At 58.4% G+C, this 25,922-nt stretch carries 21 protein-coding genes, 2 rRNA genes and 3 pseudogenes; 9 read left to right on the top strand and 17 right to left on the bottom strand.

Translation table 11 applies throughout. The features are described from left to right. Positions 1 to 5: 5 nt before the first annotated feature. A complete protein-coding gene (locus GSD1FS_RS00130; protein WP_155587866.1) occupies positions 6 to 947 on the bottom strand; it encodes a YlbL family protein in 942 nt (313 codons plus the stop codon). Between the two features lie 138 nt (positions 948 to 1,085). On the opposite strand from GSD1FS_RS00130, the gene GSD1FS_RS00125 reads away from it, so the two are divergent. Further along, positions 1,086 to 2,819: a zinc-dependent metalloprotease gene (locus GSD1FS_RS00125; RefSeq protein ID WP_155587865.1), complete on the top strand. Its 1,734-nt coding sequence runs from the start codon at positions 1,086 to 1,088 to the stop codon at positions 2,817 to 2,819. 171 nt (positions 2,820 to 2,990) lie between these two features. Here GSD1FS_RS00125 and GSD1FS_RS00120 read toward each other — a convergent pair whose 3' ends face one another. Continuing rightward, positions 2,991 to 4,487 carry an ATP-dependent helicase gene (locus tag GSD1FS_RS00120; protein ID WP_155587864.1) on the bottom strand — a complete coding sequence of 499 codons (1,497 nt, stop codon included), beginning with the start codon at positions 4,485 to 4,487 and terminating at the stop codon, positions 2,991 to 2,993. Positions 4,488 to 4,742: 255 nt separating this feature from the next. Here GSD1FS_RS00120 and GSD1FS_RS00115 point away from each other — a divergent pair, with 255 nt between their 5' ends. Beyond that, positions 4,743 to 6,245, top strand: a complete 1,503-nt coding sequence (locus GSD1FS_RS00115; protein WP_155588192.1) for a phosphotransferase — start codon at positions 4,743 to 4,745, stop codon at positions 6,243 to 6,245. A gap of 112 nt (positions 6,246 to 6,357) precedes the next feature. After that, positions 6,358 to 6,588, top strand: coding sequence for a DUF3107 domain-containing protein (locus GSD1FS_RS00110; RefSeq protein ID WP_155587863.1), 231 nt, complete (start codon positions 6,358 to 6,360; stop codon positions 6,586 to 6,588). A 102-nt stretch (positions 6,589 to 6,690) separates the two neighbouring features. On the opposite strand, the pseudogene GSD1FS_RS00105 reads toward GSD1FS_RS00110, so the two are convergent. Next, positions 6,691 to 7,574: pseudogene (locus tag GSD1FS_RS00105) on the bottom strand (PHP domain-containing protein). A gap of 209 nt (positions 7,575 to 7,783) precedes the next feature. Between GSD1FS_RS00105 and GSD1FS_RS00100 the strand changes: the two are divergent. After that, positions 7,784 to 8,482, top strand: a complete 699-nt coding sequence (locus tag GSD1FS_RS00100; protein WP_246165664.1) for a vitamin K epoxide reductase family protein — start codon at positions 7,784 to 7,786, stop codon at positions 8,480 to 8,482. Positions 8,483 to 8,487: 5 nt separating this feature from the next. On the opposite strand, the gene dapF is transcribed toward GSD1FS_RS00100, so the two are convergent. Continuing rightward, positions 8,488 to 9,387: a diaminopimelate epimerase gene (dapF, locus tag GSD1FS_RS00095; RefSeq protein ID WP_196424979.1), complete on the bottom strand. Its 900-nt coding sequence runs from the start codon at positions 9,385 to 9,387 to the stop codon at positions 8,488 to 8,490. A gap of 70 nt (positions 9,388 to 9,457) precedes the next feature. Between dapF and murI the strand changes: the two genes are divergently transcribed. From murI to GSD1FS_RS00080, 3 genes are all read left to right on the top strand, one after another. Further along, positions 9,458 to 10,240, top strand: coding sequence for a glutamate racemase (gene murI, locus GSD1FS_RS00090; RefSeq protein ID WP_155587862.1), 783 nt, complete (start codon positions 9,458 to 9,460; stop codon positions 10,238 to 10,240). A 134-nt stretch (positions 10,241 to 10,374) separates the two neighbouring features. Beyond that, positions 10,375 to 11,253, top strand: coding sequence for a patatin-like phospholipase family protein (locus GSD1FS_RS00085; RefSeq protein WP_155587861.1), 879 nt, complete (start codon positions 10,375 to 10,377; stop codon positions 11,251 to 11,253). A gap of 328 nt (positions 11,254 to 11,581) precedes the next feature. Continuing rightward, entirely contained in the window at positions 11,582 to 12,490 is a 909-nt protein-coding gene (locus GSD1FS_RS00080) for an SPFH domain-containing protein (protein WP_155587860.1), read from the top strand. 114 nt (positions 12,491 to 12,604) lie between these two features. Here the strand turns inward: GSD1FS_RS00080 and GSD1FS_RS00075 are convergent, their stop codons facing one another. The 11 genes and pseudogenes from GSD1FS_RS00075 to GSD1FS_RS00025 form a co-directional block, all read right to left on the bottom strand. Continuing rightward, on the bottom strand, positions 12,605 to 12,886 hold the full coding sequence (locus GSD1FS_RS00075; protein ID WP_155587859.1) for a hypothetical protein: 282 nt from the start codon (positions 12,884 to 12,886) through the stop codon (positions 12,605 to 12,607). Between the two features lie 489 nt (positions 12,887 to 13,375). After that, positions 13,376 to 13,597, bottom strand: coding sequence for a hypothetical protein (locus GSD1FS_RS00070; RefSeq protein ID WP_155587858.1), 222 nt, complete (start codon positions 13,595 to 13,597; stop codon positions 13,376 to 13,378). A gap of 26 nt (positions 13,598 to 13,623) precedes the next feature. After that, positions 13,624 to 14,541: a cysteine ABC transporter substrate-binding protein gene (locus tag GSD1FS_RS00065; protein WP_155587857.1), complete on the bottom strand. Its 918-nt coding sequence runs from the start codon at positions 14,539 to 14,541 to the stop codon at positions 13,624 to 13,626. Between the two features lie 69 nt (positions 14,542 to 14,610). Further along, the gene (locus GSD1FS_RS00060; RefSeq protein ID WP_425481758.1) at positions 14,611 to 15,489 is read right to left on the bottom strand and encodes an amino acid ABC transporter ATP-binding protein; all 879 of its coding nucleotides are present in this window, start codon (positions 15,487 to 15,489) and stop codon (positions 14,611 to 14,613) included. Further along, entirely contained in the window at positions 15,482 to 16,156 is a 675-nt protein-coding gene (locus GSD1FS_RS00055; protein WP_155587856.1) for an amino acid ABC transporter permease, read from the bottom strand. The genes GSD1FS_RS00060 and GSD1FS_RS00055 overlap by 8 nt, the downstream gene beginning before the upstream one ends. Continuing rightward, on the bottom strand, positions 16,143 to 16,799 hold the full coding sequence (locus GSD1FS_RS00050; protein WP_155587855.1) for an amino acid ABC transporter permease: 657 nt from the start codon (positions 16,797 to 16,799) through the stop codon (positions 16,143 to 16,145). The genes GSD1FS_RS00055 and GSD1FS_RS00050 overlap by 14 nt, the downstream gene beginning before the upstream one ends. Before the next feature lie 139 nt (positions 16,800 to 16,938). Further along, on the bottom strand, positions 16,939 to 18,120 hold the full coding sequence (locus tag GSD1FS_RS00045) for a pyridoxal phosphate-dependent aminotransferase (RefSeq protein ID WP_155587854.1): 1,182 nt from the start codon (positions 18,118 to 18,120) through the stop codon (positions 16,939 to 16,941). Positions 18,121 to 18,310: 190 nt separating this feature from the next. Next, a complete protein-coding gene (locus GSD1FS_RS00040) occupies positions 18,311 to 18,970 on the bottom strand; it encodes a methionine ABC transporter permease (RefSeq protein ID WP_155587853.1) in 660 nt (219 codons plus the stop codon). Then, positions 18,967 to 20,201, bottom strand: a pseudogene (locus tag GSD1FS_RS00035) (methionine ABC transporter ATP-binding protein). Before GSD1FS_RS00035 ends, GSD1FS_RS00040 begins: the two are co-directional and overlap by 4 nt. Positions 20,202 to 20,251: 50 nt before the next feature. Next, positions 20,252 to 21,148 (bottom strand): MetQ/NlpA family ABC transporter substrate-binding protein, encoded by an 897-nt coding sequence (locus GSD1FS_RS00030; protein ID WP_425481769.1) that lies wholly within the window; start codon positions 21,146 to 21,148, stop codon positions 20,252 to 20,254. Between the two features lie 461 nt (positions 21,149 to 21,609). Beyond that, positions 21,610 to 22,607, bottom strand: a pseudogene (locus GSD1FS_RS00025) (ketopantoate reductase family protein). 366 nt (positions 22,608 to 22,973) lie between these two features. On the opposite strand from GSD1FS_RS00025, the gene GSD1FS_RS00020 reads away from it, so the two are divergent. Then, positions 22,974 to 23,621 (top strand): GNAT family N-acetyltransferase, encoded by a 648-nt coding sequence (locus tag GSD1FS_RS00020; protein ID WP_155587851.1) that lies wholly within the window; start codon positions 22,974 to 22,976, stop codon positions 23,619 to 23,621. Positions 23,622 to 23,847: 226 nt separating this feature from the next. Continuing rightward, on the top strand, positions 23,848 to 24,399 hold the full coding sequence (locus GSD1FS_RS00015; RefSeq protein ID WP_155587850.1) for a 3'-5' exonuclease: 552 nt from the start codon (positions 23,848 to 23,850) through the stop codon (positions 24,397 to 24,399). Between the two features lie 774 nt (positions 24,400 to 25,173). On the opposite strand, the gene rrf is transcribed toward GSD1FS_RS00015, so the two are convergent. Continuing rightward, positions 25,174 to 25,290: ribosomal RNA gene (gene rrf, locus GSD1FS_RS00010) — 5S ribosomal RNA — on the bottom strand. Between the two features lie 160 nt (positions 25,291 to 25,450). Further along, a 23S ribosomal RNA gene (locus tag GSD1FS_RS00005) occupies positions 25,451 to 25,922 on the bottom strand; the annotation flags it as partial.

The following is a 25,922-nucleotide window of genomic DNA, read 5'->3' as shown; positions in this document are numbered from 1 at the left end:
AAATATTATTTGTTCGATTCGCTGGAGCTGTCGGTGCTGTTCGCTGTGCTGCTTGCGGTGACGGTGCAGTGTGGCAGCGAGTCCGCCTTGCCTTCGCCTATTTTCGTGATCGCCTCATACGCCTCAGCCAGCGTCGACACCTTCACATCGCGCAAGCCGCTTGGCACGTGCCCCACCACTTCGTCGCAGTTGTCGGCGGGTGCCAAGAACCATGTGGCGCCGGCATTGCGTGCGCCGATCATCTTCAGGTCGATGCCGCCGATTTTGCCCACTGTGCCGTCGTCGCTTATCGTGCCGGTTCCGGCGATGGTCACATTGTTCGCCTCATTCTGCGGGGTCAGTTTGTCGACCACGCCAAGCGCATACATCATGCCGGCGGAGGGACCGCCGATGTCGTCGATGTGCATCGACACGTCGGAGTCCTTCACATCGGTGACGCCGAGTTTCTTTGCGTATGCGACGCCAGCGGTGATCGCCGAGTTCATCGAGGAATCCATGTCTTTCTTCGATTCGGCGTTGTATTCCTCACTGCTCTGCCCCACCGGGAACACCGCTTCGCTGGGCAGCACGTTCATATGCGGGTTGAGCCAGCCGACCAACGCCCAGAAATTCGACGTTTCGTAGCCTGGCACACCGCTCGCGTTCACTGTGGTGAGCAGCAGTTTGCCGGAGTCTTTGTAGGTCTTCGCGTTTTTGATCGTGATGACTTCCTTGCCGCCGCTCTCCCCGAGCACGTTCGCCGTCGGCCCGGGCATCTCGACCACGTACGGACTCGGCAACGCGAGCAGAACCACTGCAATGAGCACGGTGAGCATGCCGATGAAATAGCGCTTCGGCCTGCCGCTCCACCGTTTGCGCAGGCGGGCGAACACGCTTCGCTTGCCGCCGGTTTCGCTTGGCGTCTCTGGCGTGAGTTCGTCGTCTGCTGCAGTATTCGCTTGGTTCATAGCTTCATATTATGGTTCACCGCACCCACCGCAGCTTCGGCGCGCGGCACGAATACCGCGAACTGGAATATTTCCCCGCGATTGCGAGTAGAAATGCTAGAAGTCTAAGAATGAATACTTGTAAGGAAGGATCAGCGTATGAGTGAAGATGCGATCCGCCAATGGCTCATTGAGTGCTTTGGCCCAGAGCAGGGCGAGCAGGCGTACGAACAGCTGTCGCAACTGCCGGAATCGCTTCGTGACCAGCTGATGAGTCAAGATCCGTCGGCGCTGCCGAGCCCTGAGCAGATGAAGCAGATGATGCAGATGTTCATGGGTGGCGATTCGACGGCCGCGTCGATGTTCGGCATGGGCGGCATGAACGGTATGAACATGGGTGGCTCCGCGAACGGTGACGCTCACGTGCCAGCCGGATTCCGCAGTGCGGCTGCCGACGCACAAGCTAATGGTGCTGACGGCGCTGCCGAAGCAAGCGCAGACGCCGGCAATGCCAGTGACGCCGCGGTCGACGTGAACATCGCGAAGACGATCGCCCATCAATACACGAGCGATTCCTCGAGCGAGTCGGTGGTGACCGCCACCGACGGCGAAACGATGCGCCGCGCGATGACCGAGTCGAATCTGTGGCTCGACACGGCGACCGAGTTCAACCCCGTCGCCGGTGACGCCGAGGCGTTGACGCGCACGAGTTGGATCGATGGCACGATCGACCAGTGGGCGAAGTTCGCCGCACCTGTGGCGTCGTCGATGTGCGACGCGATGAACGATGTGATCAACGACCGCTTGGGCGACCAGTTCGGCGGCGAGATCACCGGCATGTTCGCCGGTCCGATCCCGATTCCGATTCCTGAGAACATGCGCGACCCGAAGAAGCTGATGAGGCAGCTTGCGAAGGCGACGTTCAGCATGCAGCTCGGCAATGCCGCAGGCGCGCTCTCGCATGAGGTGCGCGGCAGCTTCGACCAAGGCTTGGCGTTGCTGAAGAATCCAGCTGGCGGCTTGATCATGCAGAATGTCAAGGAATACGCGAAGTCCCTGGAACTCGATGAGGACGAGGTGACCACGTTCCTTGCGCTGCACGAGGAGGCTTACGCCCGCTTGTTCGCAACCGTGCCGTGGCTTATGCCGCGTTTCGAGGCGCTGCTCGGCAAGTACGCGCGCGGCATCACGATTGACTTGGACGCGATGGAAGACGAGTTGCGTGACGCCGATGGACTCGACCCGGATTCGCTGTCGGGCGCTCTGAATCTCACGAACGTGGGCATGAGCGAAGACACTCCGGAGCAGAAGGACGCGATGCGTTCGCTCGAGAATCTGCTGGCTCTCGTCGAGGGCTGGGTGGATTGCGTGATGTGGCGCGCTGGTATGGCGCACCTGCCGCACATCGACCAGTTGCGTGAGATGATGCGCCGCGAGCGCGCTGTCGGAGGCCCTGCAGAACGCACATTCGAGAACTTGATCGGCTTGCAGCTGCGCCCGAAGCGCATGCGCGAAGCTGCCCAGCTGTGGGAGAAGATCACCGCCGAGCAAGGCATTGAGGCTCGTGACGCGATGTGGTCGCACCCCGATCTGCTGCCGCAGCTCGCCGCCGAGACCGACGACGCCGACGCGCAGGAGAACGCGAACACCGAGGCGGATTCCGCTCCCGCGAAAGACTCGATCGACTGGGACGCCGAGCTGAGCAAGCTGCTCGACGAATCCGCTGATGATGGCGACGCTACCGACTCAGACGCTGGCAATGACGGCGAACGCAGCGATGCCGACAATGCTGGTGACGATAACGCCAACGGCGATTCAGGCGATGGCGACGGTGGTGATGGCGGCTCTGATTCCGCTCCGTCAACGCCGAGCGACACTCCTGCCGATGACTGATCTCAACTGATAGTCACTTGTTGACATACAACGTGGGGCTTCACACTGAACTAGTGTAAAGCCCCACGTTTTTATATATTATTATAAATAATTATTATCTCATATTTACAATAACTGAAGTAAATAAATAATCACAATAACGAATAATAACTACTAATATAATTAATCTCACTAATGTAGGAAGCGGCTCAGCTGGCGCACGTATGCCGTCTGCTCGTCGGCTCGCTTCGCGAACGACAGGTGCAGCGTATCTTCCGCGCGCGTCATCGCCACATACAGCACGCGCCGCTCCTCCTCCACTTTCTGCGCGTCGGTGGAAGGCTTGTATGGCAGCAACCCGTCCGACAAGCCGACAACGAACACATGCTTGTATTCCAAGCCTTTTGAGGCGTGGATCGTCGAGATCGTCACACGTCCCGCGGAGACACCGAGTTTTTCCACACCTTCGTTCGACGTGCTCGCCGCGACCGGTCCGGCGAGCGCCGACGACTGCCACCCCGAGTTTCTGCGCACTTGGTAGGGAATGCCGGCGGCGCGCAGAGCCTGACCGATAATCGCCTGCTGCCCCGAGACGCGCGTGAGCACCGCGCAGTCACTTGCCTTGCCGCCGTGCGCGATGATGCGTTGTATTTGCACGGCGACGGCCTGCGCCTCCTGCGCGTCGCTGTCGTAGATGTGACTGATCACGCGAGCGCCGCCGTCGCGCCCCGAGTTGAGTTTGATGTAGCCATCGCGGAACTGCGACTGTGCGAGCACGCGGTTCGCGTAACCGACGATCGGCGCGACGGAACGGTAATCGGTGCTCAACGCGATGTCGGCGGCGAGCGGTTCGAACTCTTTGGCGAAGTACTCGAGGTAATAGCTCGTCGCGCCGGCGAACGAATAGATCGTCTGCGCCGGATCTCCCACCACGCACACGTTGCGATTGCTGCCGAGCCAGTTCTTCATCAGCAGGTGTTGCAGTGGCGACACGTCTTGGTATTCGTCGACGGTCAGCCAGCCGATGCTGCGGCGAATCTGCTCAGCGACGTCGGGGAACGCGTTGAGCACATGGCATGCAAGCAGCAGAATGTCGTTGAAATCTATTTGCATGCGCGACGTTTTCTCAGCCTCGTATTGGTCGTACACCTGCGCGAACTGCTCGGGTTCGAGCCCTGCCGGTGGCTGGCGATGCGTGGCTGCGCAGACGCGCGCATAGTTCTTCGAATCGACGAGCGACACCTTGCACCAGTCGATCTCCTGCCCCACGTCTGCCACCGCCTGCTTGAGCGGCTCCTGATTGGAGAATCGGAAGAGCGCGCGTGAGACGAGCGGCTCTTTGCTGTCTGCGACTTCGGGGAACGGGCCTTCGCATATCTGCGGCCATGCTTCGCGCATCTGCCGCAGTGCCGCGGAGTGGAACGTCGACGCGCGCACTCCGGCAGGCACGTGCAGTGCGTCGAGTCGTTCGCGCATTTCGTTGGCGGCTTTGATGGAGAATGTCACTGCGAGCACGCGGTTCGCATCCCACTGCTCGCTTGCGCATGCGTAGGCGATGCGGCGGGTGATCGTGCGCGTTTTGCCCGCGCCTGCCACGGCGACGATGCGCACGGGGCCGTCCACCGACTGCGCCGCCGCGCGCTGGGACTCGTCGAGTCCTTCCAATATCTCGTTCGCCGATTCACTCATGTCGCCATTGTGCCACGCTCGCGCCGACAGGTGAAGCGGGCTTCATGGCGTGTCCGTTTCTTTCCCCGACCAATATATATGTGTCATCAAGCGCGCCCCTCACGACCTGTGTGCATTGGTCGCAACAGTGCGCACGCACGCGTTCACAACTAACGTAAAGCGTTGCAATCATTGGATTTTGTACTAGCTACATGTCATGATAACAGTGTGAGTGAGCGAAGCAATTTCAAGTTGGCGGCCTTGGCTTCGGCGGCTATGCCAAGCGTGTCTGTGGCCGGTGTGCGCGATAGCGAGCAAGATAACGACACCGATCGCGCGGTCGGCATCGAACAAGCCGTGGTGCAAGACACGCGCGGACGTCTGTTCAACGTGTATGCGGCATTCGATGCGCGCGGTAAGAAGCGCCTGCTGGCACGTGGTCGTGCCGCACAGGTGGTGGATCGTTCACGTGAATTCGCCGGACTCGGCTTCGCCACCGAGCATGTGGTGGCATTCCATGCTGGCAAGAACGGCCCTGAAGACGCTTCCGTGCTCATCACCACGCATCCCGATGGCGTCACCCGTTCGCTCGACCTGCTGACGCTCGACGATTGCACGAGTTTTGGCACGGCCATCGGCGCGATTCACCGTTTGCGCCCCGATTTCATCACGAACGCACACTATCCGGTGTTCACCACCGGCCAGATTCACGCGCAGCTCACCGCGTGGATCAAGCGCCTGCGTCAAGCCGGCCACGTGCCGCCTGAGATCACCAGCCGTTGGGCAGCAATTATGGAAACAGAGGGACTCTGGTCGTTCTCCACGCGCCCCGTTCATGGCGGTTTTTCCGATGGTGACCTGATCTATTCGGGCTCGTCGATCACGGCGATCACCAACTGGCAAGACATGCAGATCAACGATCCCGCCCGCGATTTGGCGTGGGTGTTCTCGAAGCTCGACGAAACGCATCGCAACGCCGTCATCACCGCGTATGGCCGTGTGTTGGGCAATCGTCTCGACGACCTGATCATGCTGCGTGCCAATCTGTGGGTGCAGATGGAGCAGGTCGGCGACTTCATCAAGGCGCTGAACGCGGGCGACAACGAGCGCATCATGGAATTCAAGGTGCAGGTCGACAGGCTCGCCCACAAACTCGGTGTTTCCGCGCGCTCGTCGCGGGCGAACACGGCGCGCCCTGCTTCCAACGCTTCCGGCGCGTCGGCCAGTGCCCCGAGCACCGTCACCGTCAACACGCTGCTGCGCGATAATTCGCGTAACACCGCGTCCGGCGAGTTCGCCGACGATTCGACGAACGAGTCCGACATCACCGGCGATCATCGCGTCTCCTACACCGAAGTGATCGAAAACCGCGACGCCGCACACGCCACAAACACCGGCGCAACCAATGTCACAAACGCGCAGGACGCCGATAATACGAACAGCTCCCCCGTGCTCTCCAGCGAAACGCTGATCATCGGCATCAACGACAGCTCCTCGCGCGGCACGCGCATCGTGCGCGAGGAAGATTACCAGTACGAAACCGACGACACCAACAGCGGCACGTATGCTGCCGAGCCAGCGACTAATTCCACCGCGACCAGCAATGTCGCGCGAAGCGACAGCGACGCGCAGACCACGGTGATTCCGCTGCTCGAGCGCGAGGAGCAGGCGATGCGCGACGCGCGCGCCGGCTTGGAGAACGTTCGTCCGGCATCGTCGGCGGGCACTCCGGCCGTGACGCCCGACTCGCAGGATGACGACGATGATACGCGCGGCTGATTCCGCCGCGTGTAACCGCGTTCAGCAATGCGGGTAAATACGCGCACGCTGAAATAAGTTCAGCTTCCGGCAACTTGTATATAGCAGGAATCAACCTGTTGAAAGGAACATTATGGACATCGAAATCGGCATTCAGAACGTCGCTCGCACCGTCACGTTCACCACCGACGAAGCAGCCGAGGAAGTCACCGCAACGATCGATCGCGCGCTCGAAGAGCACAAGCCGATCGTGCTGACCGACAACAAGGATCGTCGCTTTGTTGTGCCCGCTGATTCGCTCGGTTATGTGATCATCGGCTCCGAGCAGCGTCACACTGTCGGCTTCGGCAATCTCGCGGACTGATTAATTTTTCTTGTCTTTACAAAAGTGCTGAATATCTCAGTATGAGATATTCAGCACTTTTATTTTATGTATTGCACGCAAATTATTGCGCGTTAATACCGGCTAGTCACACAGTGAGATCGCGCCGCGTCTCACGATTTCTCGCACGGTGGCGTCATCGGTCAGATTTTCGCCGAGTTCGTTCGGCTTGCCCGCGCCGTGCCAATCCGAACCGCCGGTGACGAGCAGATCGTAGCGCTCCGCGAGCTCGAGCAAACGCGCGCGCTCCGACTCGGGGTTGCCGCGATGCCACACTTCAAGTCCGCCGAGTCCTTCGCCGGCGAGCTCTTCGATCTGCGCGTCGGAGAGCAGCGTGAGATTGCGGCTCGGGTCGGCGGCATGCGCCACAACGCTGACACCACCCGCATCTTTCACCGCATTCACCACTTCCGAAGCAGACGGCGACGGCGTTGGAATGTAGTATTTACTACCCGTGCGAACGGCGTGCGCGAACGCTTCGCTGCGGTCTTTGTAGACGCCGGCGGCAACGAGCGCGTCAGCGATATGCGGGCGGCCGATTGTGGTGCGGCTCCCCTCTTTCACCTGCTCAAGCACACTCTGCCAAGTGATCGGGTAGTCTTTCGACAGCAACTCCACCATCTTTTGGTGCGAGCCACGCGTGCACGTCGTGTTTTTTCGAATAATTCGCTTATCTGACGATTGTTTGGATCATAGAGATACGCGAGCATGTGCACCGACACGCAACCGCACTGTGCGGTTATCTCAGTGCCGCGCATCAGCGGGAAATGCAGCTCTTCGGCGGCGTGCATCGCCTGCTCCCAACCTGCCGTCGTGTCGTGATCGGCTATCGCCACGCCGTGCAAACCGCGGTCACGGGCCTCTTCGAGCAGCTGGCGCGGAGTGCGCGTGCCGTCCGAGAACACCGTATGGCAGTGCAGATCCCAGCCTTCGCGCGGCGGCTGGGTCGGCATAACATAATCAGTCATATCTCCATCGTAAACGAGTTCGTGCCCGCCGTGTGCCCGTTTCGAGTCGGCGTGCCCGCGCTTTGCCTGCGACTCATATATTTATCGGTCGCAATTGTGCGCAAAATGTTGACGCTTGACTGTTTTATCGCCCACCTTGCGGTATCGTAAACGCCAGAAGCGCACATCGACGCGCGTTGAGATTTGTATTGCATCGATTGGAGATTGGCATGAGCAGCACGGGCAACAAGGCGGCGAATTCTGCACCATCCGAGAGCGCGGCCACCACAAACACGGCCACCGCGGAGTTGGTGAATCTGCGCCCGACCGGATGGCGTCATGGAGCCACGTGGACGTACCTGATCATGCTGCTCGCCTCCGGCGTGGCACTGCTTGTCTCGTTCATCCTCTCCGCCGAAACATTGCAGCTGGCGCGCCACCCGAACCAGTCGCTCGGCTGCGATGTGAACGCCGTGCTCTCATGCTCGACGGTGGCGGAGTCGTGGCAGTCGGAAATCGTCAAATTCGGCGAGCTGAGCTTCCCCAACGCGTTCTTCGGCATTGCGGCGGAGTCGGTGTTCGTCACGATCGCCGTCATCGGACTGGCCCGCATGAAAATGCCACGCTGGTTCGCCACCTGCACTTGGCTCGGATCGCTGGCGGCGCTCGCCTATTCGTATTGGCTCACGTCGCAGTCGTTGTTCGTCATCAACGCCTTGTGCCCGTGGTGCTTGGTGCTTATGTTCGCCACGACGATTCAGTTCATGGCGGTTTCGCACGCCACCGTCACCGTGCAGCATCTGCCGTCGAAAGCGCGCCGACTACTCACCTGCTACCGTCTCAACATCGATCTGATGGTCGATGTGGTCTGGGTAGTGGCGCTCATCACGCTGATCCTGGTCAAAGATGGCGCAATGCTCTTCCGCTGAATACGCTAGAGGAGCTGGAATTCGGCGGTGAGGGCGGCAGGGCCGGTGAGCATCACCGAATCATCGGTCACATCAACGCGCACAGTGCCACCGAGCACGTGAATGCGCCAGTGGTCGATCTGCGTTTTGGCGCGGAGCACGATGGCCGTGGCGCACATGCCCGTTCCGCAGGCCAGCGTCTCACCCACGCCGCGCTCGTACACGCGCATTGAGGCGTCGCCCAAGTCGCGCTCGGTGTCGAGGTTGTCGATGCGCGCGAATTCCACGTTCTGGCCGTTCGGCAGTTCCGGCGTCACGTCTGGCGCGTGGGTCAGCTCCAAGTCGCCGAGCACGGGCAGTGTGGAATAGGCGTCTTCGACGATCGTCACCACGTGCGGATTGCCCATGTCGACGAACGTACCCTTGCCCTCGCCTTGCGAACCGGGGATGGTCACCGTGTATTCGTTCCTGGCGCCCATGGACCATTTGCCCATGTCGACGCGGAACAGTTGAGAGCCGAGCTCGGCATCGTCGGGCAGATGCGTGATGCGCTTGGCGCCGGCGCGAGTGCCGAGTTTGAACGACTCGTTCTCACCCAACGAGATCAGCCCGCGCTGCACCAAAAACTGCGCGGTGGCGCGAGTGCCATTGCCACACATCTCAGCCAATGAACCGTCTGCATTGCGGTAGTCCATGAACCATTCCACGCCGGCATCGTGGAGCGCCTCAACCGTGTGCTCGTCCAAATCGTCAACGTATTGCGGGTGCGTGACGCGAATAAGCCCGTCCGCGCCGATGCCGAAGTGTCGGTCGCACACCTTCACGATTTCCTTCTGCGTAGGCGCCGCTTCACCATTCGGGTCGGCATACATGATGAAATCGTTGCCGGTGCCCTGCGCCTTGATCATATGTTCTGGCAAACTCATACGCCCCACTCTACCTCAAAAGCCATCTCTCGAGTAGAATAAAATGCGATCGGAAAAGAAAAGAGGCCTCATGACTTCCACTGCCCCAATCGGCGCATTCGATTCCGGACTTGGCGGCATCTCCGTGGTCAAGCAGATTCGCCAAGATCTGCCGAACGAGCACGTCATCTTCTTCGGCGACTCCGCGCACGCACCCTACGGCACGAAAACGCCGGAGCAAGTGCGCGAACTGTCGTTCGATATTGTGGAGCATCTGGTGCAGCAGGGCGCCAAGGCAATCGTCATCGCCTGCAACACCGCCACGTCGAGCGCCGTGCAGCAGCTGCGCGAACACTACAGCATCCCGATCATCGGCATGGAGCCCGCGCTCAAAGTCGCCTGCGACCGCGGTCATGGCGAGCGCCAGACCGTCATCGTCGCCGCCACTCCGCTCACGTTGCGCGAGAAGAAGTTCGCCGCGCTCATGCACCGCTTCGAGAACGATCACACGATTTACAAGCAGCCTTGCCCGAAGCTCGTCGAAATCGTCGAACATGGGCAGCTCGATGACCATGATCTCGTGATGAGCACGCTGCATGAATACTTCTCTCAGTACGACCTCGACTCCGTTGACTCGGTGGTGCTCGGCTGCACGCACTTCGTGTTCTACCGCGACTACTTCCGCGAGCTGCTGCCCGACCACGTGGCGATCATCGACGGCAATGAGGGCACTGCGCATCACCTGCATGTGGTGCTCGAATCGCTCGGAGAGCTCGCGCCCGAAGACCAGCAGGGCAGCGTGCAGCTCGCGAATTCCGACACGAGTCCGCGAATCGCCGCACTTGCGAACGAGCTGCTCAATCGCCCGCTATAACTCGCTCTAATCCGTGGGCATGCGGCCCGCCAAATACTCGCGCAACACTAGACTCAAACGTATTTACGGAAAAATCTTGCGTGCGAAATATCACGAGAGAATATTGCAGAGACATCGAGAAATGAGGAGAACTCATGACCGCAGCACCCGCCAGTTCACACACGAACGCGCATAAAACCGGCGTCATCGACGTCGGCGGCGGCTTCCGCGCGATTTTCGGCGCGGGAGTGGAAGATCGCCTGCTTGAAGAGGGCATCAACTTCGACCGCTGCTACGGCGTTTCCGCCGGCTCCGCGAACCTGACCTCGTATATGGCGGGTCAGCTCGGCCGCAACCACACGTTCTACACGCAGTACGCGTTCCGCAAGGAATACGCGAGCGTAGACAACTTCATTCACAAGCACAATTTCTGCGACCTCGACTACGTGTATGGCACGCTGAGCAATCACGACGGTGAGAATCCGGTGGATTATGCGGCGTTCGAGAAGAACCCCGCCGAGTTCACCGTGGTCGCCTGCAATGGTGAGGATGGCTCCGCGAAGTATTTCACCAAAGATGACGTGCACTACGACGACTTCAGCATCATGAAGGCGAGTTCCGCCGTGCCTGTCGCCTGCCAACCGCAGTTCATCGACGGCGTGCCGTATTTTGACGGCGGCATCGTCGACCCGATTCCGGTGCAGAAGGCGATTGATGACGGCTGCGACCGCGTTGTGGTGATTCTGACGCGCCAGCTCGACGTGCTGCGCGAACAGCATCACGACGTCGCTCCGGCGCGCATTCTGCGCCACTCCTACCCCGCCGCTGCCGAGCGACTGCTCAACCGCTACAAGACGTACAACGACGAGGTGGCTCTCGCCAAGAAATACCGCGATGACGGGCGCGTGCTTATTCTCGCTCCCGAAGAGCTCTACGGGCTCTCCACACTGACGAAGACGTTCGAAGGACTTGAGCGCATGTACCGTGCCGGTTACGCACAGGCCGCGCAAATCAAAGACTTCCTCGCTTCCTGATTTTGACCAATATATTGGTTAAGCAGAACAACATCTCTCGAGGCACGTACTCAAAAGCCCTACTGAATACTAGTTCGCAGTAGGGCTTTTGCATTTTCGACCAATATTTATATTGGTCGAAAAAGTTTGGCGCGTTCGACTGTGACGAACTCACTGCATAGTTTTCGCATTATCTTGAGCTGTGAGCGAATCAATATGCGGATTCAGTGTTTCACATTATGAGACACTCGCTCGACGCCATATCCGGCTCCCGAACAGCACGCGAACTGGCATGCTTCTTTCAGATACTCTTGAGCTATTGCGCCATGACGAGAGAAAGAAGGAAATCATGGGCTCGTTTATCTCGCTCATCGTGTTACTGGTGATCGTGATCGTGCTGGTGTGCATGGCGATTTACGTCGTGCCACAGCAGCAGGCATACGTCATCGAACGCTTCGGCAAATTCCGCGCGGTTCGCTTCGCCGGCATTCACCTGCTCGTTCCGTTCGTCGACCGCATCGCGATGAAAACGAACATGCGAGTTTCACAGCTCAATGTGAAACTCGAGACGAAGACGCTCGACAATGTGTTCGTGACGATTGCTGCATCGACGCAGTATCGCGTGAATCCCGACAACGTGGCTAAGGCATATTACGAATTGCGCGACCCGCAGGGGCAGCTGCGTTCGTACATGGAAGACGCCCTGCGCTCCGCGATTCCTATGCTCACGCTTGACGACGCCTTCGCGAAGAAGGATTCGGTGGCGGCTGACGTGCAGCAGACCGTCGGCACCGAAATGGCCCGCTTCGGCTTTACTGTGGTCAAGACGCTGATCACGGCGATCGACCCGAGCCCGCAGGTGAAGTCTGCAATGGATTCGATCAACGCCGCACAGCGCGAAAAGGAAGCGACTCGTCAGCGTGCCGAGGCCATGCGCATTCAGATCGAGACGCAGGCTGCCGCCGAAGCTGAGAAGGTGCGCCTGCAGGGTGAGGGCCAGGCGAACTATCGCCGCGAGATCGCAGACGGCATCGTCGACCAGATCAAGAGCCTTCAGGAAGTCGGCATGGACATCTCCGCCGTCAACAACGTGGTACTGTTCAACCAATACCTCGATGTGCTCCGTTCGCTATCCGAATCGAAGAACGCGAAAACGCTCGTGGTTCCGGCATCGACTCCAGGCGGCTACTCCGATCTGTTCAACCAGATGACGCAGGCGATGCTCACCACGCAGGATTCCACCCCACAGAACAATTAGTAAGTTTCACCGTATCGCACACAAAACACTGATTGGGCGTCCAAGTATTGCTGAAAATACTTGGACGCCCAATCGTTTGCCGGTGCTGTGTCACCGATTGCTGAGAACGTAACGCTACGCACGCGCACTGCGGCGATGCGCGCGAATCGCGCTACATACGCGTCGCCAATCAACGTACTGCAGCAATGTATTGATGATGCCAAGGACGATTCCTCCGATGATTGCCGCGCGTTCCGTTCCATTGGCGCTGTGATTTCTGCGCAACGCCACAATGAACAGCACGAGTCCAAGCGGTGGAAAAACCAGTGCGCAAACATAGCACAACACGATGAAACGGCGGGCACCGCTGCCGAGATTATGCGCGCTGGCATGGGCATATGTCGGTTCCGTAGTCATAGCAGGCTCTTTCTCTGTGAACGATCTTCCTGCACACAACATATATGCAGGCGTGCGAAATGCGATTACGCCTAGGTGGGCACCGAGAGACGTCTCCCCCCCCCCCCAACCAAATGCCGTGAGGATGAGCCCCTACGAATCTGCGCCTAGGGGTGGGCGGTGATGTGCGCTGAGGAACATTCGCCTCGAGCCACACGAAGTGCGGCGAGAACGAATACCCTGACGAAGCGCGCATCACCGCCCACCCCTAGGCGCGACCCAACACGGCTATAAAAATATTTTGACGTTATATCAGATGGATTTGCTGTTTATACACACAAAACAGCCCCAGCATAAGCAAAAACGGCAAAATCATCTGACAAACGGCAAAATAGCATGCTTTCGCCGTTTCTACAGATGGATTTGACGTTCTGATACACAAAACAGCCGTAAAACCGTATAAAACGGCAAAAGCATCCGACAAAACAGCAAATACAGATTATTTTGACGTTATGGCAAATAGATTTGACGATCCGACATGCCAAATAGCCCCAGCATAAGCAAAACGGCAAAAGCAGCCGGCAAAACAGCAAAACAGCATGCTTTCGCTGTTTCTACAGATGAATCTGACGTTTTGGCACACAAAACAGCCCTAACATAAGCAAAAACGGCAAAACCATCTGACAAAACGGCAAAAGGAATGGCGCTTGCATAGACGATAAATCTACGCAAGCGCCATTCTTATGAGAATCGATGGATTACTTGGATTCCTCGACGACTCCGGATTCCACAACGATGTCGTCTGGATCGACTTCGGAACCATACACCGGCTTCAGCGTCTGTTCGAAGTCCTTGTGGAAGAACTTCTCCTTGCCGAGGGGTTCGATTTCGCTGTTGATGTAGTCGAGCAGCTCCTTGTTGCCCTTCTGCACTGCTGGCGCAATCGTCTCGACGTCACCGAGTTCGGTGACACCCACCGTGTAGCCCTTGTTGGCCTTCGCCCAAGCGAGCACCTCGGTGTTGTCGGTGCTCATCGCGTCGCCTCGCCCGTCGAGCAGGGCGTTGTAGGCATCGGCGTACTGGTCGAATTTCAGCAGCTTGACGTTCGGGTAGTTCTTCTCGAAATACGGTTCGGCGGTCGTGCCCTTGGCGACGATCAGCGTTTTGCCATCCAGCTCTTTCACGTCGTTGATCGGCGCTTTTTCAGGTGAGACGATGCCGAGCGACACCTTCATGTATGGCTTGGCGAAATCAACCTTTTCGGCGCGTTCCTTCGTCACCGTGAAGTTCGCCAGCGTCACGTCAACCTTGTTGGAGGCGAGCACGTCGACGCGGGCGGCCGGATCGACCGACGTGTAGACGGGCTTGACGCCGAGGTCTTTGGCGAGACGTTCAGCGAACACAACGTCGTAGCCGGCGTAGTTGCCGTCTTTATCGACATAGCCGAACGGCGCTTTGTCGGAGAACACGGCCACACGCAGTTCGCCGGACTTCTTGATGTCATCGAGCGAGCGTGCCTTCACCGTGGTGGTCGTGGTGGAATCGCCGGAAGCTGATCCGGCTTCGCTTGGGGTGGCTGCGTTCGGGCCACAAGCGGCAACAGCGGTGATCATCATCACCGCAGCCCCCGCTGCCGCGATTGCCTTTCCCAGCTGTTTGAACATGGATGAGCTCATGGTTGTGTCCTTTCTTCGCTCTTCCCTATTGATCAAATTCTCTTCACTTCAACAACGTCTGGTTGCCCTTTATTCGTTGTCGAAACGTTCCAATGCTTCTTCGGCCTGTTCGGTGCGGTTGCGCTTGAAGTCAAAGGAGTGCAGGAACTCCTTGGCGCGCTCCGTCTGCGGATCGGTGAAGAACTGCTCAGGGTCGGTGGACCTGTCGACGATCTTGCCGTCTGCCAGCAGAATCACGCGGTCGGCGATCGCACGTGCGAACTGCATCTCGTGCGTCACGATGAGCATGGTCTGACCGGCGTCGGCCAATTCCACCACCACTTCGAGCACTTCGTGCACCATCTCGGGGTCGAGTGCCGCCGTGATCTCGTCAAGCAGCAGGATCTCCGGATGCAGAATCAACGCACGGCAGATCGCCACGCGCTGCCTCTGGCCGCCGGAAAGCTCGTGCGGCTTGGCGTGGGCGCGATCCGCCAACCCCACGCGTTCCAGCAGTTGCATGGCTTCGCGTTCGGCTTCGGCTTTCTTGCGCTTTTGCACGAGGATCGGAGCCATCGTAATGTTGCCGAGCACGTCTTTGTTCGGGAACAGTTCGTAGCTTTGGAACACCATGCCGAATTTCGTGCGCAACGCTTCGGGCCGCTTGGCGCGCCCGCTGTTCTCGTTGCCGGGTTTGCCGGTTTCGATCACCTGCCCGTCAAGCGAGATCGTGCCGCCCTGAATCGGCTCCAAACCGGCGATCGTGCGCAGCAGCGTCGACTTGCCGGAACCGGATGGCCCGACGATCACCAGCACCTTGCCTTTCGGCACCGAGAACGAGATGCCGTCGAACACGTTGTGCTCCGCGCCGGCATAATGCTTCACCAAGTCAGTCACCTGCAGCATCGCAGCCGCATCGTCAGTCTGCCTGTTCTGCACAGTCTCAACTTGCACAGTCTGCTCAGTCATTTGCCCACCTCTTTTCAAGTGCGTGTGCCACCAGCGACAGCGGCCAGCACACGATGAAATACATCACGAAGATCACGCCGTACACCCACAGTGTGCCGGTCGGGTATTGGAATCGGTTCGCGTCGATGATCTGCTGGCCCACCTTGATCACTTCGACCACGCCGAGCAGCACGGCCAATGACGTGGTTTTCACAATGCGCGTCGACAGGTTCACCGCACCGGGCAGCAGTCGGCGCACGGCCTGCGGCAGAATCACGTGAACGAACGACTGCCAGTTGCTCATGCCCAGCATGTATGCGGTCTCATATTGAATCTGCGGGATCGACTGCAATGCGCCGCGTACCAGATCACCGAGCTCGGCGCCGCCCCACAGCACGAACACGAGCACGCACGCGCCGGTGGCGTCCAGATTCCAGTTCGACATGCGGGCAATGCCATAGAACGCGATGAACAGCAATGCGAGCTGCGGCATAATACGAATGAAATCTAGGTAGAACCGCATGATGAAGCGGATGATCGGGTTCTTCAACGTCATCAGCCAACCGGTGATCAACCCCACTGGAATGCTCAGCCCCACGGAAACGGCGGCGATCCACACCGTCACCCACAGTCCCTGCAGCAAGCGTGGGAACACGCCGGGTTCGAGCAGAATGTTAGCGCCTTGCATAATCGAACCTCCTCTCCAGCCAAGTGCCGAGAATGGAGATCGGCAGCAGAATGATCAAATAGGTGACAATCAGCATGAACAGCGACTCATACGTGTTGTAATACATGCCCATAAGATCCTTGGCCATATACATCACGTCGGCGAGCGCGATCGCGGAGACCACCGAGCTCTCCTTGATCAGGAAGATCACGTTCGCCACGACGCCCGGCATGCTGATGCCCACGGCTTGCGGCACGACGACGCGCGTCAACGTCTGCCATTTCGAGAAGCCGAGCATATACGCGTTCTCGCGTTGAATCTGCGGCACTGACTGCAGTCCGGCGCGCATGGCCTCCGCCATGTAAGATCCGCCGAGGAACCCCAGGCCTATGATCGCGCAGGTTTCGGCGTCCCACACGAACCCGATTTTCGGCAGACCGAAATATAGAAAATACAATTGCACGAGCAACGGAGTGTTGCGGCTGATCTCGATGTAGACGCTGGTGATCTGCTTGAGCACCGGAATTTTCGCGGTTTCGATGCCCGCGCACACGAGTCCGGTGAGGATTGCGAGCGCGATGCCGAATACAGATATGAACAGCGTCATCCATGCGCCGTTCACGAAGAACGGCGCGTATTTCGAGACGAACGACCAATCGAACATGTGGTTATGTCTCCCCTTGTGCTGCTGATATTGGGAACCGCGAGTTTCGTGCCGTGTTCAAGCGTGCCTGAGCTATGTTAGACGGTTGGCTCACGACTCACATATTGAGATCTTGTTTTCAAAAATACGGTGCTCAATATCAACAACATGCGCCGATGCGGCGAACGGCTTCTGCGAGACGATCGTCCGGCTGCAACAAGCTCAGGCGAACATAGTGTTCGCCTGTGTGACCGAAGCACGTGCCCGGAAGCACTGCCACCGCTGCCTTGTCGAGCAGTTCATCCGCGAACTGCTCTCCGCTCTTGCCTTGCGGCGCGCGCATCCACACGTAGAGTCCGCCTTGCGAGTCGAACAGATCATGCCCCAGTTCGCGCAAGCCATTGGCTACAATGGCGCGGCGAGTCGCATAGTGCGCGGCTTGACGCGCGACGCAGCTCTGGTCGCTGTTGAGCGCGGCCACGCCTGCGTCTTGCACGAAAGAAGTAATCATAGAACCCATTTGATAGTGGAATTCTTTCGCTACGTCAAGAACTTGTTCGCTACCGGCTATAAACCCTGCTCTCCAGCCCGCCATTGCATACATTTTCGACAGCGAGCACACCTCCACGCACAGGTCTCGCGCGGGGTGGTGTTCCGGCAGATCTTCGATTACTTCGAGCAGACTGTGCTGCTGTTCGTTGACGCCGAGGCCGGCGTAGGCGAAGTCGTGCACGATCACGAAGTTGTGTTCGACGGCTAGTTCGACAGCATGCTCGAAGAACGAGAGCGGTGCCTGCGCGCCGGTGGGATTGTTCGGGTAGTTGAGCACGAGCAGCTTCACATCCTGCCAGGTTTGCGGCGCTACGGCATCGAGGTCGGGCAGCCAGCCGAGGTCTTCGCGCGCGGGCAGCAACACCTCGCGCGCGCCGCAGATGTTGGCCATGCAGTGATACGACGGGTAATAAGGGTCGGCGAAGGCGACGGCATCGCCCGGGTCGAGCAGGATGCTGAACAGATCGGCGAGTCCGTCCACAGCGCCTTCGACTGCGAAGAGCTCGCACTGCGGGTCGAGGGTGACGCCGTGCACGTTGCGATACCAGTTCGCGGCGGCCTGCAGGAACTCCGGCTTGCCGTCGAATGGCGTGTAGCGCGCGTTCGCCGGCTCGTCGACCGCCTTGCGCGTCACACTACGGATGAAGTCTTCGGGGAATCCGTCTGGATTGCCTTTCGACAGGTCGATCACGTCGATGCCGCGCTGCCTCGCAGCCAGCACTTTGCGATCCATGCGTTCGAACACGTTCGGTGGAATGGATTGAGCGGCTTTCGAGAACGAAATCGTCATGATGGTCTTCTTCCTCCCCTCTCTTTCCTCCCCATTTTGCTGGCGGGGATATAAAACTTTGTTACCTCCAAGTATCCGGTTGCAAAAATCGTTGGAAAACAGCGGATCTTGTTTTCCGTATACTTGGTGGTTCAGCAGTTTTATATCCCCACCAGCGAAATGAGGGGGCGGAAATGGGTGAATGGCGTGGTTAGTGGGTGACTTTCAGGGCGATGCGGTCGCCGATCCACTGAATGAGCTGCACGAGCACGATCAGCAGCAGCACGATGGCGACGAGCACGCCGGTTTCGTAGCGGTTGTAGCCGTATTGGATGGCCAGGTCGCCGATGCCGCCCGCACCGATGGTGCCGACCATCGCCGAATAGCCGAGCAGAGAGATGATCGTGAGCACGATGCCGCGGATGAAGCTTGGCAACGCCTGTGGGAAGATCGCGCCGAAGATGATCTGGCGAGTGGGCGCGCCGGTGGAGATCGCGGCTTCGAGCAGACCGTCGTCCACCTCGCAGAACGAGCTTTCGGCGATGCGTGCGAAGAACGGCACTGCGGCGATCGACAAGGCGATCGCGCCGCCGGTCGGCGTGTAGGGGTCGCCGATGAGCAGTTGGATCAGCGGAATCAGCACGACGAGCAGAATCAGGAACGGCATCGAGCGGATGGCGTTGACGACGAATCCGATGACCTCGTTGACCACGCGGTTTGGGGTGAACAGCCGATGCTGGGTCAGGTACAGCAACAGCGCGAGAGCCGTGCCGAGCACCACGCCGACAACGGTGGCGATGCCGACCATGTAGAACGTGTCCCACAACGCCTGCCCCAGGTTATCTTGCAGAATCTCGATCGTGTCGCTCATGCGAGCACCTCCTCATCGTCATGTTTCACGCCACTGTGTTTCACGCTGTTGTTTTTCGCAGTGTTTCCCTGTTCCGTTGCACCGTCCGCTGCCTCGCCCGTAGCTCCGGTTGTGCCCGCCAGCGCATCGTCCGCGAATACCGCCTCGACGCTATGCCCGAGGTCATCGTTCAAATCGCTGCTCAGTTCACGCCATGAGTAGACGTGCGAACCCAGTTCGTCGATCGCGTTCTGCACGGTCTGCGCGCCGACCTGCCCGTTTTGGCGGGCACTGACGAGCACGATCAGTGTGCCGATCGCCTGCGTGCCGAAGTAGCCGACGTTGCCGTGCAGCACGTTGATCGACACGTCGTGATGCTGCGCGACCTCGCTGATGAGCGGGCGAAACGCGCCCTCGTCTTTGTATCGCAACTCGATCAGGCGGCCGGCCGGCAGGCGCGGCACGAGCTGATCCGGCAGCGCGATGCCCAAATAGCGTTCCACGAGCGCCTTCGTGGTCGGGTGTTGTGGTGCGGAGAACACGTCGAACGTGCTGCCCTGCTCCACGATCACGCCATGTTCCATCACCGCGACGTCATCGAAAATCGCTTTCGCCACATCGAATTGGTGCGTGATGAACACTATCGTGATGCCTAGCTCGGAGTTGATGCGTTTGAGCAGTGCGAGAATCTCCTCGGTGGTCTCCAAGTCGAGCGCGCTCGTCGCCTCGTCGCACAGCAGAATCCGAGGGCTGTTTGCCAACGCGCGCGCAATCGATACGCGCTGCTTCTGCCCGCCCGACAAGCTCGATGGGTAGCTGTCGATTTTCTCGGAAAGTCCCACGAGTTCGAGCAGCTCCTCGATGCGCGCACACCACTTGTTCTTCGGGTAGTTGCCCGCTTTGAGCGCGAACTCGATGTTCTTGCCCACTGTCACGTTGTCGATCAGGTTGAATCCTTGGAATATGAAGCCGATCGACTTACGCAGTTCGCGCAGTTCCTTGCCGCGCAAGTTCGTCACGTCGCGCCCTTCCACGATCACCTGACCGGACGTGGGGCGTTCGAGCAGGTTGATCGTGCGCACGAGCGTGGATTTGCCGCGCCGGAGAATCCGACGATGCCGAAGATCTCACCCTCGCGCACGCTCACGTTCACGTGTTTAACCGCGTTCACGGTTCGGTCTTTTTCGTGGAACGTGACGCAGATATCACGCAGCTCAATAATATTTGCATTACTTATATTTTGCTCGCTCATCGCATCTCTTTTCTGCACTCGTATTCGCCGGTTTCAGCCGCGCGCCCGACTCAAGCGTTCCACGACGCCGGCTTGCCGAAGTCCTTGAATTTGCTCTTCGCGATCGCGTTCTTGAACTCGTCGCTCACGAGCAGTGCCTTCACCGTCTTCGCGAAATGCGTGTCTTTGTTCGAGCCGGCGATGGCGAAGACTTCGATCACGCCGTCGTCTTGCTTCTCCAGGGCGAGCGCGCTGTTCGGGTCGAGTCCCGCCGCCCACGAGTAGTTGCCTGGCACGAGCGACACGTCAACGGTGTCGAGCGAACGTGCGAGCTGCGCCGCATCGATCGGCTTGATGTTGAGGTTCTTCGGATTCGACGTGATGTCGGAGACCGACGCCTTCGTGGAATCCACGCCGTCTTTGATCGTCACGAGTTTCTGCTGCTGCAGCACGCCGAGTGAGCGCGCCAAATTCGAGCCGTCGTTCGCGATCGCCACGGTCGCGCCGTCTGGGATCTCACTGATCGACTTGTATTTCTTCGAATAGATGCCCAGTCCCAGCGTCGGCGTCTGCCCGAGCGACACCAAATCGAGATTGTTGTCTTTACTGAACTTCTTCAGGTAGTTGCCATGCTGCATCAGGTTCGCGTCGATTTTGCCGCTGGCAAGCGCTTTGTCTGGCTGCACGTAGTCGTTGAACACCTTGGTGCTCACCTCGTAGCCCTTCTCTTTGAGCAGTGGGGCGATCACCTCTTCGACCATGTCTCCGTAAGGTCCGGCGCACACGCCGACGGTGACTTTCACCGTTTTGCCGTTGGTCGGTTCGGCTATTGTGTTCGAGCTGGCGTTCGCGCTCTGTGCTGTGCCGCATGCGGTGCTGGCGAACAGGGTGACGGCGGCGAGCGCGCCTGCCGTCACGCGAACGGCTGCTTTGCGGTGGTTGGCGAGTTTCTTCAGATTGGCAAAAATAGACATTATTATCTCTCTTATTTCTTCGTATTTCTCTTGATGTGCGTAGTGAAAATTGAGTATTTGACCGAATTATGCGAATGAGAAGTGCGCTTTCGGCGCAGTGTTGTCAGCGCACAGGTATTATGCGCAATTGGCGAGTCGCGCTTGATATATTTCCCGCCCGCGTACCCGCATAATCCCGCGATTATGCAAGAGTTCCTTGCAAGTGTTGCCAGATGCGGTTGCGCAGCGCTGAAGTCTGCATGCCGTGCGCATAACGGGCACGCGGGCGAGAAATACCCCTCCCCTTGCATTTCAACGCCGAAACCGGCGTGAGATGTCGCATTTCCAGTTACGTTCTACCGACCCATATATATGGGTCTTTTGGGCTTCCCCTCCGCGACCTGTATAGTTACGAGTCGCAAATTGCTCTCGTAATGACCTACATATTGGTCGGAAAAGCGCGGGCGGAGAAAGATTTAGTCGTTGAGAGCCTGCTGCTGCGCGATCTCCGGGTGGTGAATCGCGAACGCGTGCTCAGCCAGGTGGACTTCCTGCGTCACGAACTCGTGCAGCGGGCAGATGTAGCCGTGCTCGCGTCCGGTCTGCGCAATGTATCCGTTGATGTAGTCCACTTCGGTCGGGCGGCAGCGAGTCAGGTCCTGATACATCGAGGGATAATGCAGCGGATGCGCAATCGATGCCGTGTGCATTATCGTCTCCACCTCGCTTTCCCTCGTGCCGAGCAGCGTGACGCCCGCGTGTTCCGCAGCGCCGTAAGCCTCATCGACGAGCCGTTCCGTCAGCACCGGCGCGGCCGGATGTTCAGCAAATTCGCCGAATCGAATCTGGTACATCGTGCACAGTGTGTTGAGCACCGAGTTGAACACGATCTTCGCCCAACACATGCCGAGGAAGTGCTCCACGACGGTCGGGTTGAGCGTCGCGTTCTGGAAGTCGTTGAACAGCGCCTGCTCCACCGGATCCGTTTCGAGATCGTGCTCGTCGTACGCGCACATGTTCATAGCCTTCGCGTGCGCGCCGCCTGTGAAGTTGAAATCGCCCGGGCCATACACGTACGCGCCGATCAGCGCCGTGCCCCACCGTAGATCTTGTTCTTCGGGAAATACTCCGCGATTTTCTCGAAGTGACCGTAGCCGTTCATCGCCGAGAACACAGCCTGGTGTTCGCGGAACTTCGGCGCGGTGCGCTCGAGAAACTCCGGCAGCTGGTTCTGCTTGACGAAGATGATCCACACGTCGGGGTCGCCGTCGTATTCCTCGGGGTAATAGATGTTGATCGGCACGAGATGGCGGTTCTGCCCGTCCTGCGACACGTATGCGCCGCCTTGCTCGCGAATCTTCTCGACGTTTGGCGTCCACGTGTCCACGAAATCTACCGACTGGTGAGCAAATTCCTGCAGAAGCACGCCATACTGAATACCCATGCCGCCTGCTCCCAGAACCGCGTATTTCACCTCTGCCACCTTTCACTCATGCGATTTTTCGCTGTTTTCAATTGATTGCCAGCGTGTGTTTCGCGCCGGTAGTTGTTACTGTACGAGCTCAATCAGCGGAAAACACGGCGTGGCTATAGCTAAACTGATACGTTGCTCTCACGAGCTGGAATTGCAGTGCCGAGCGTGGCGGCAAAATAGCAAATAACTGTAATATGAAGCGTCCATATAGTGACACGAGCAAAAATCAGCGCGATATTCAATATTGCGGGCAAACGCAGCATGCGAGCGAGAATGACTCACTACTTGAGCAGTTTTCGATCATTTTCTCAGTAGTTATCTAGGAAAATCGGCTACTTGGGTATGCCCTGAGAGACTATATACCTTATGCTTGTTCGACATGCGACACTGGATGATCTGGATGCGCTGGCTGCAGTTGAATCGGCATGCTTCCCACCAAGCGAAGCCGCCGATCTTGACCGACTGGCCAACAGACTTGAAACATACCCAGATCACTTCTGGTTGCTGGTCAATCCTGTGACATCAGATAACGACTGTTTCCCCGCGCAACTCGACGACGGTATGCTCGTCAGCTTCATCGACGGACCCGTCACCGCGCAGGCAGATCTGACCGACGAGATGTATGAGTCACCGGAACTGCACAACAGCGACGCTCCCTGGCAGATGATCCTCGGCGTGAACACCGCACCGATGTATCAGCACCGCGGTTGCGCGTCGTTCTTGATGCGCCAGGTTATTCTCGACGCCGCCCTCGCCCACCGCGAAGGCATTGTGCTCGCTTGCAAAGAGAAGAAGCTGCCGTTCTACAGCTCGTTCGGATTCGTGGACGAGGGGCGCAGTGAGTCGAATCACAGCAATGTGGCATGGCACCAAATGCGCCTCAAGTTCAACGTGCCGGAAGACGCGCCCGGCGCCGACCTTCTGCAGGCGAGTATTTCGCTGGCTATGAAGGAAACCACGGCATACATGGATCACGAGCACACGATTACCTCGCAGTTCCCGCAGGTGTCGTGAACGCGCGCGTCTTTCTTTTGCCTGAATACGCACAATAATTACGCAAATATAGCGAAATCGTGGAAATAGTGCGTGTAAATTGCGCGCAAATCAGTATTATCTAGCCAGTTGCGCGCCTATTCGCTACACTGAGGGGTATGTTCGCGCTCGCACAACGAGGCGTGCGGCGCGGCGGATTGTGCAGACGCGAGTCTTCTGGGGAAGACGAAGACGAAACGAGAGGCGTATGAAACCAGCAGCGAGAATACCAAAGAACTATGTTTCGCTCGACATTGAGACCACGGGATTCAGCGCGCGTACCGACCGCATCACCGAAATCGGCGCGGTGAAAATACGTGACGGGAAGATTGTTGACCGCTATAGCCAGCTGGTCAACCCGTTGCGACCGATTCCGAGCAGAATCACTTCGCTGACCGGCATCTCAGACGCCATGCTCGCCGATAAGCCTGCTATTGACGACGTGATTGAAGAATTTATCGAGTGGACTGAATCGGATCGTTTGGTGGGGCATAATATTCGCTTTGACCTGTCGTTCCTGACCGCAAACGCGAACAGGGTGATCGGTGACGCGACCCGCTTCAGCGTTCGACCGATCGATACGATGTCGATTGACCGCCAGCTCTTCCCCACCGAACGCCATCGTTTGGTGGATCTGATTCAGCGCTACGGCATTTCGGACGTCGAGGAGCATCGCGCGCTTTCCGACGCCACACAGACGTATCAGTGTCTGGAGTGGCAGCGACGCTATATCAACACCGGCACCGCCATGCTCTCGTAACGCGGCGCTGTGCTTCCGTACCCGGCTTTATCTAGCAAATATGCCTGCGCCATCTACTCCCAATTTGCTGGTGGGGATATAAAACTTCTGACGGGCTGCGTATTCGCTTTTGAAGAACCGCTATTTTCCGCCATTTCACCAGAGCGTGTACTGTGTCGGCCGAGCGTTTTGTATCCCCGCCAGCGAAATAGCTTCCCGCTGTGGTGTGTACGGGGTCGCGCCAATGTGCAGTGAACGGAACGGAACTGCTACGTGCACGCAAAGAAACCGCCTCATGCACGCCTGACGGAACCGGACTGTTAGGTGCAGGTCCGGGAGCCCTTTCATGCACGACCAGCAGGAAGGAGTTGCTGTCTGCACATGTAGATGCATCCTCGTGCATACCGGACAGAAAGCATCTGCCACGGGTGCGCAAAGCTGCTCCCCCGCGTGCACCTGGCAGAATGCTCCTGCCATCGGTGCACGGGGAAACTCCCTCACGTGCAGTGCACAGAACGCATCTGCCAACTGTGCGCGAACAAGCCGGCTCGTGCACGCTTGACAGGATGCATCTGCCAACAGTACATAGAGAAACCGTCTCGCGCACGCCGGACGGAACGCATCTGCTGACAGTGCGCGAATATATATGCCCTCCCGCACAGGCAGCAGAACGGAACTGCCGCTGGTGTACAACGATGCGTTCCCACGCACATCGGAGGGAGCCGTGTCGTGTCCGGGTATGGAAAAAGGACCCCGGAAAGCTGTTGCCTTCCGGGGTCCCTCATCAACGTTGTGTTGCGGCGGTGTGCTACTCTCCCATGCCCTCTCAAGCATAGTACCATCGCCGTGCCAGGGCTTAGCTTCCGGGTTCGGAATGGGACCGGGCGTCTCCCCTGGGCCATGGCCGCCGCAAAATCTTATATTATTTATCATCCCCGTTTCGGTGTCTCCCATGACGGGAGCCGGGTGGCGGGTTGGGGACCGGATGGTGGACGCAAGCGCAAGTGTGTGTTCGAGTGACCGCCCGTACGTTTCCGTGACGTCGGGGTCATATTTGGTGACGATTGATTGTTGATTGGTTGTCTTCGACTGTTAGTACCGGTCGGCTCCACCCCTCGCGGGGCTTCCACGTCCGGCCTATCGACCAGGTGTTCTGCCTGGAGTCTCACACACCCTCATGGGGTGTCAGGAATCCTTATCTTGGAGCGGGCTTCCCGCTTAGATGCTTTCAGCGGTTATCCCATCCGAACGTAGCCAACCGGCCGTGCCACTGGCGTGACAACCGGCATACCAGAGGTTCGTCCACCCAGGTCCTCTCGTACTATGGGCAGGCCTCCTCAGGATTCCAACGAGCGCAGAGGATAGAGACCAAACTGTCTCACGACGTTCTGAACCCAGCTCGCGTGCCGCTTTAATCGGCGAACAGCCGAACCCTTGGGACCTGCTCCAGCCCCAGGATGCGACGAGCCGACATCGAGGTGCCAAACCATCCCGTCGATATGGACTCTTGGGAATGATCAGCCTGTTATCCCCGGGGTACCTTT

It is taken from the genome of Bifidobacterium canis, from assembly GCF_009727065.1.
In the GTDB taxonomy this organism is placed as follows: Bacteria; Actinomycetota; Actinomycetes; order Actinomycetales; family Bifidobacteriaceae; genus Bifidobacterium; species Bifidobacterium canis.
The sequence above is the reverse complement of the archived record's forward strand: the minus strand, read 5'-3'. Positions and strand labels throughout refer to the sequence as shown.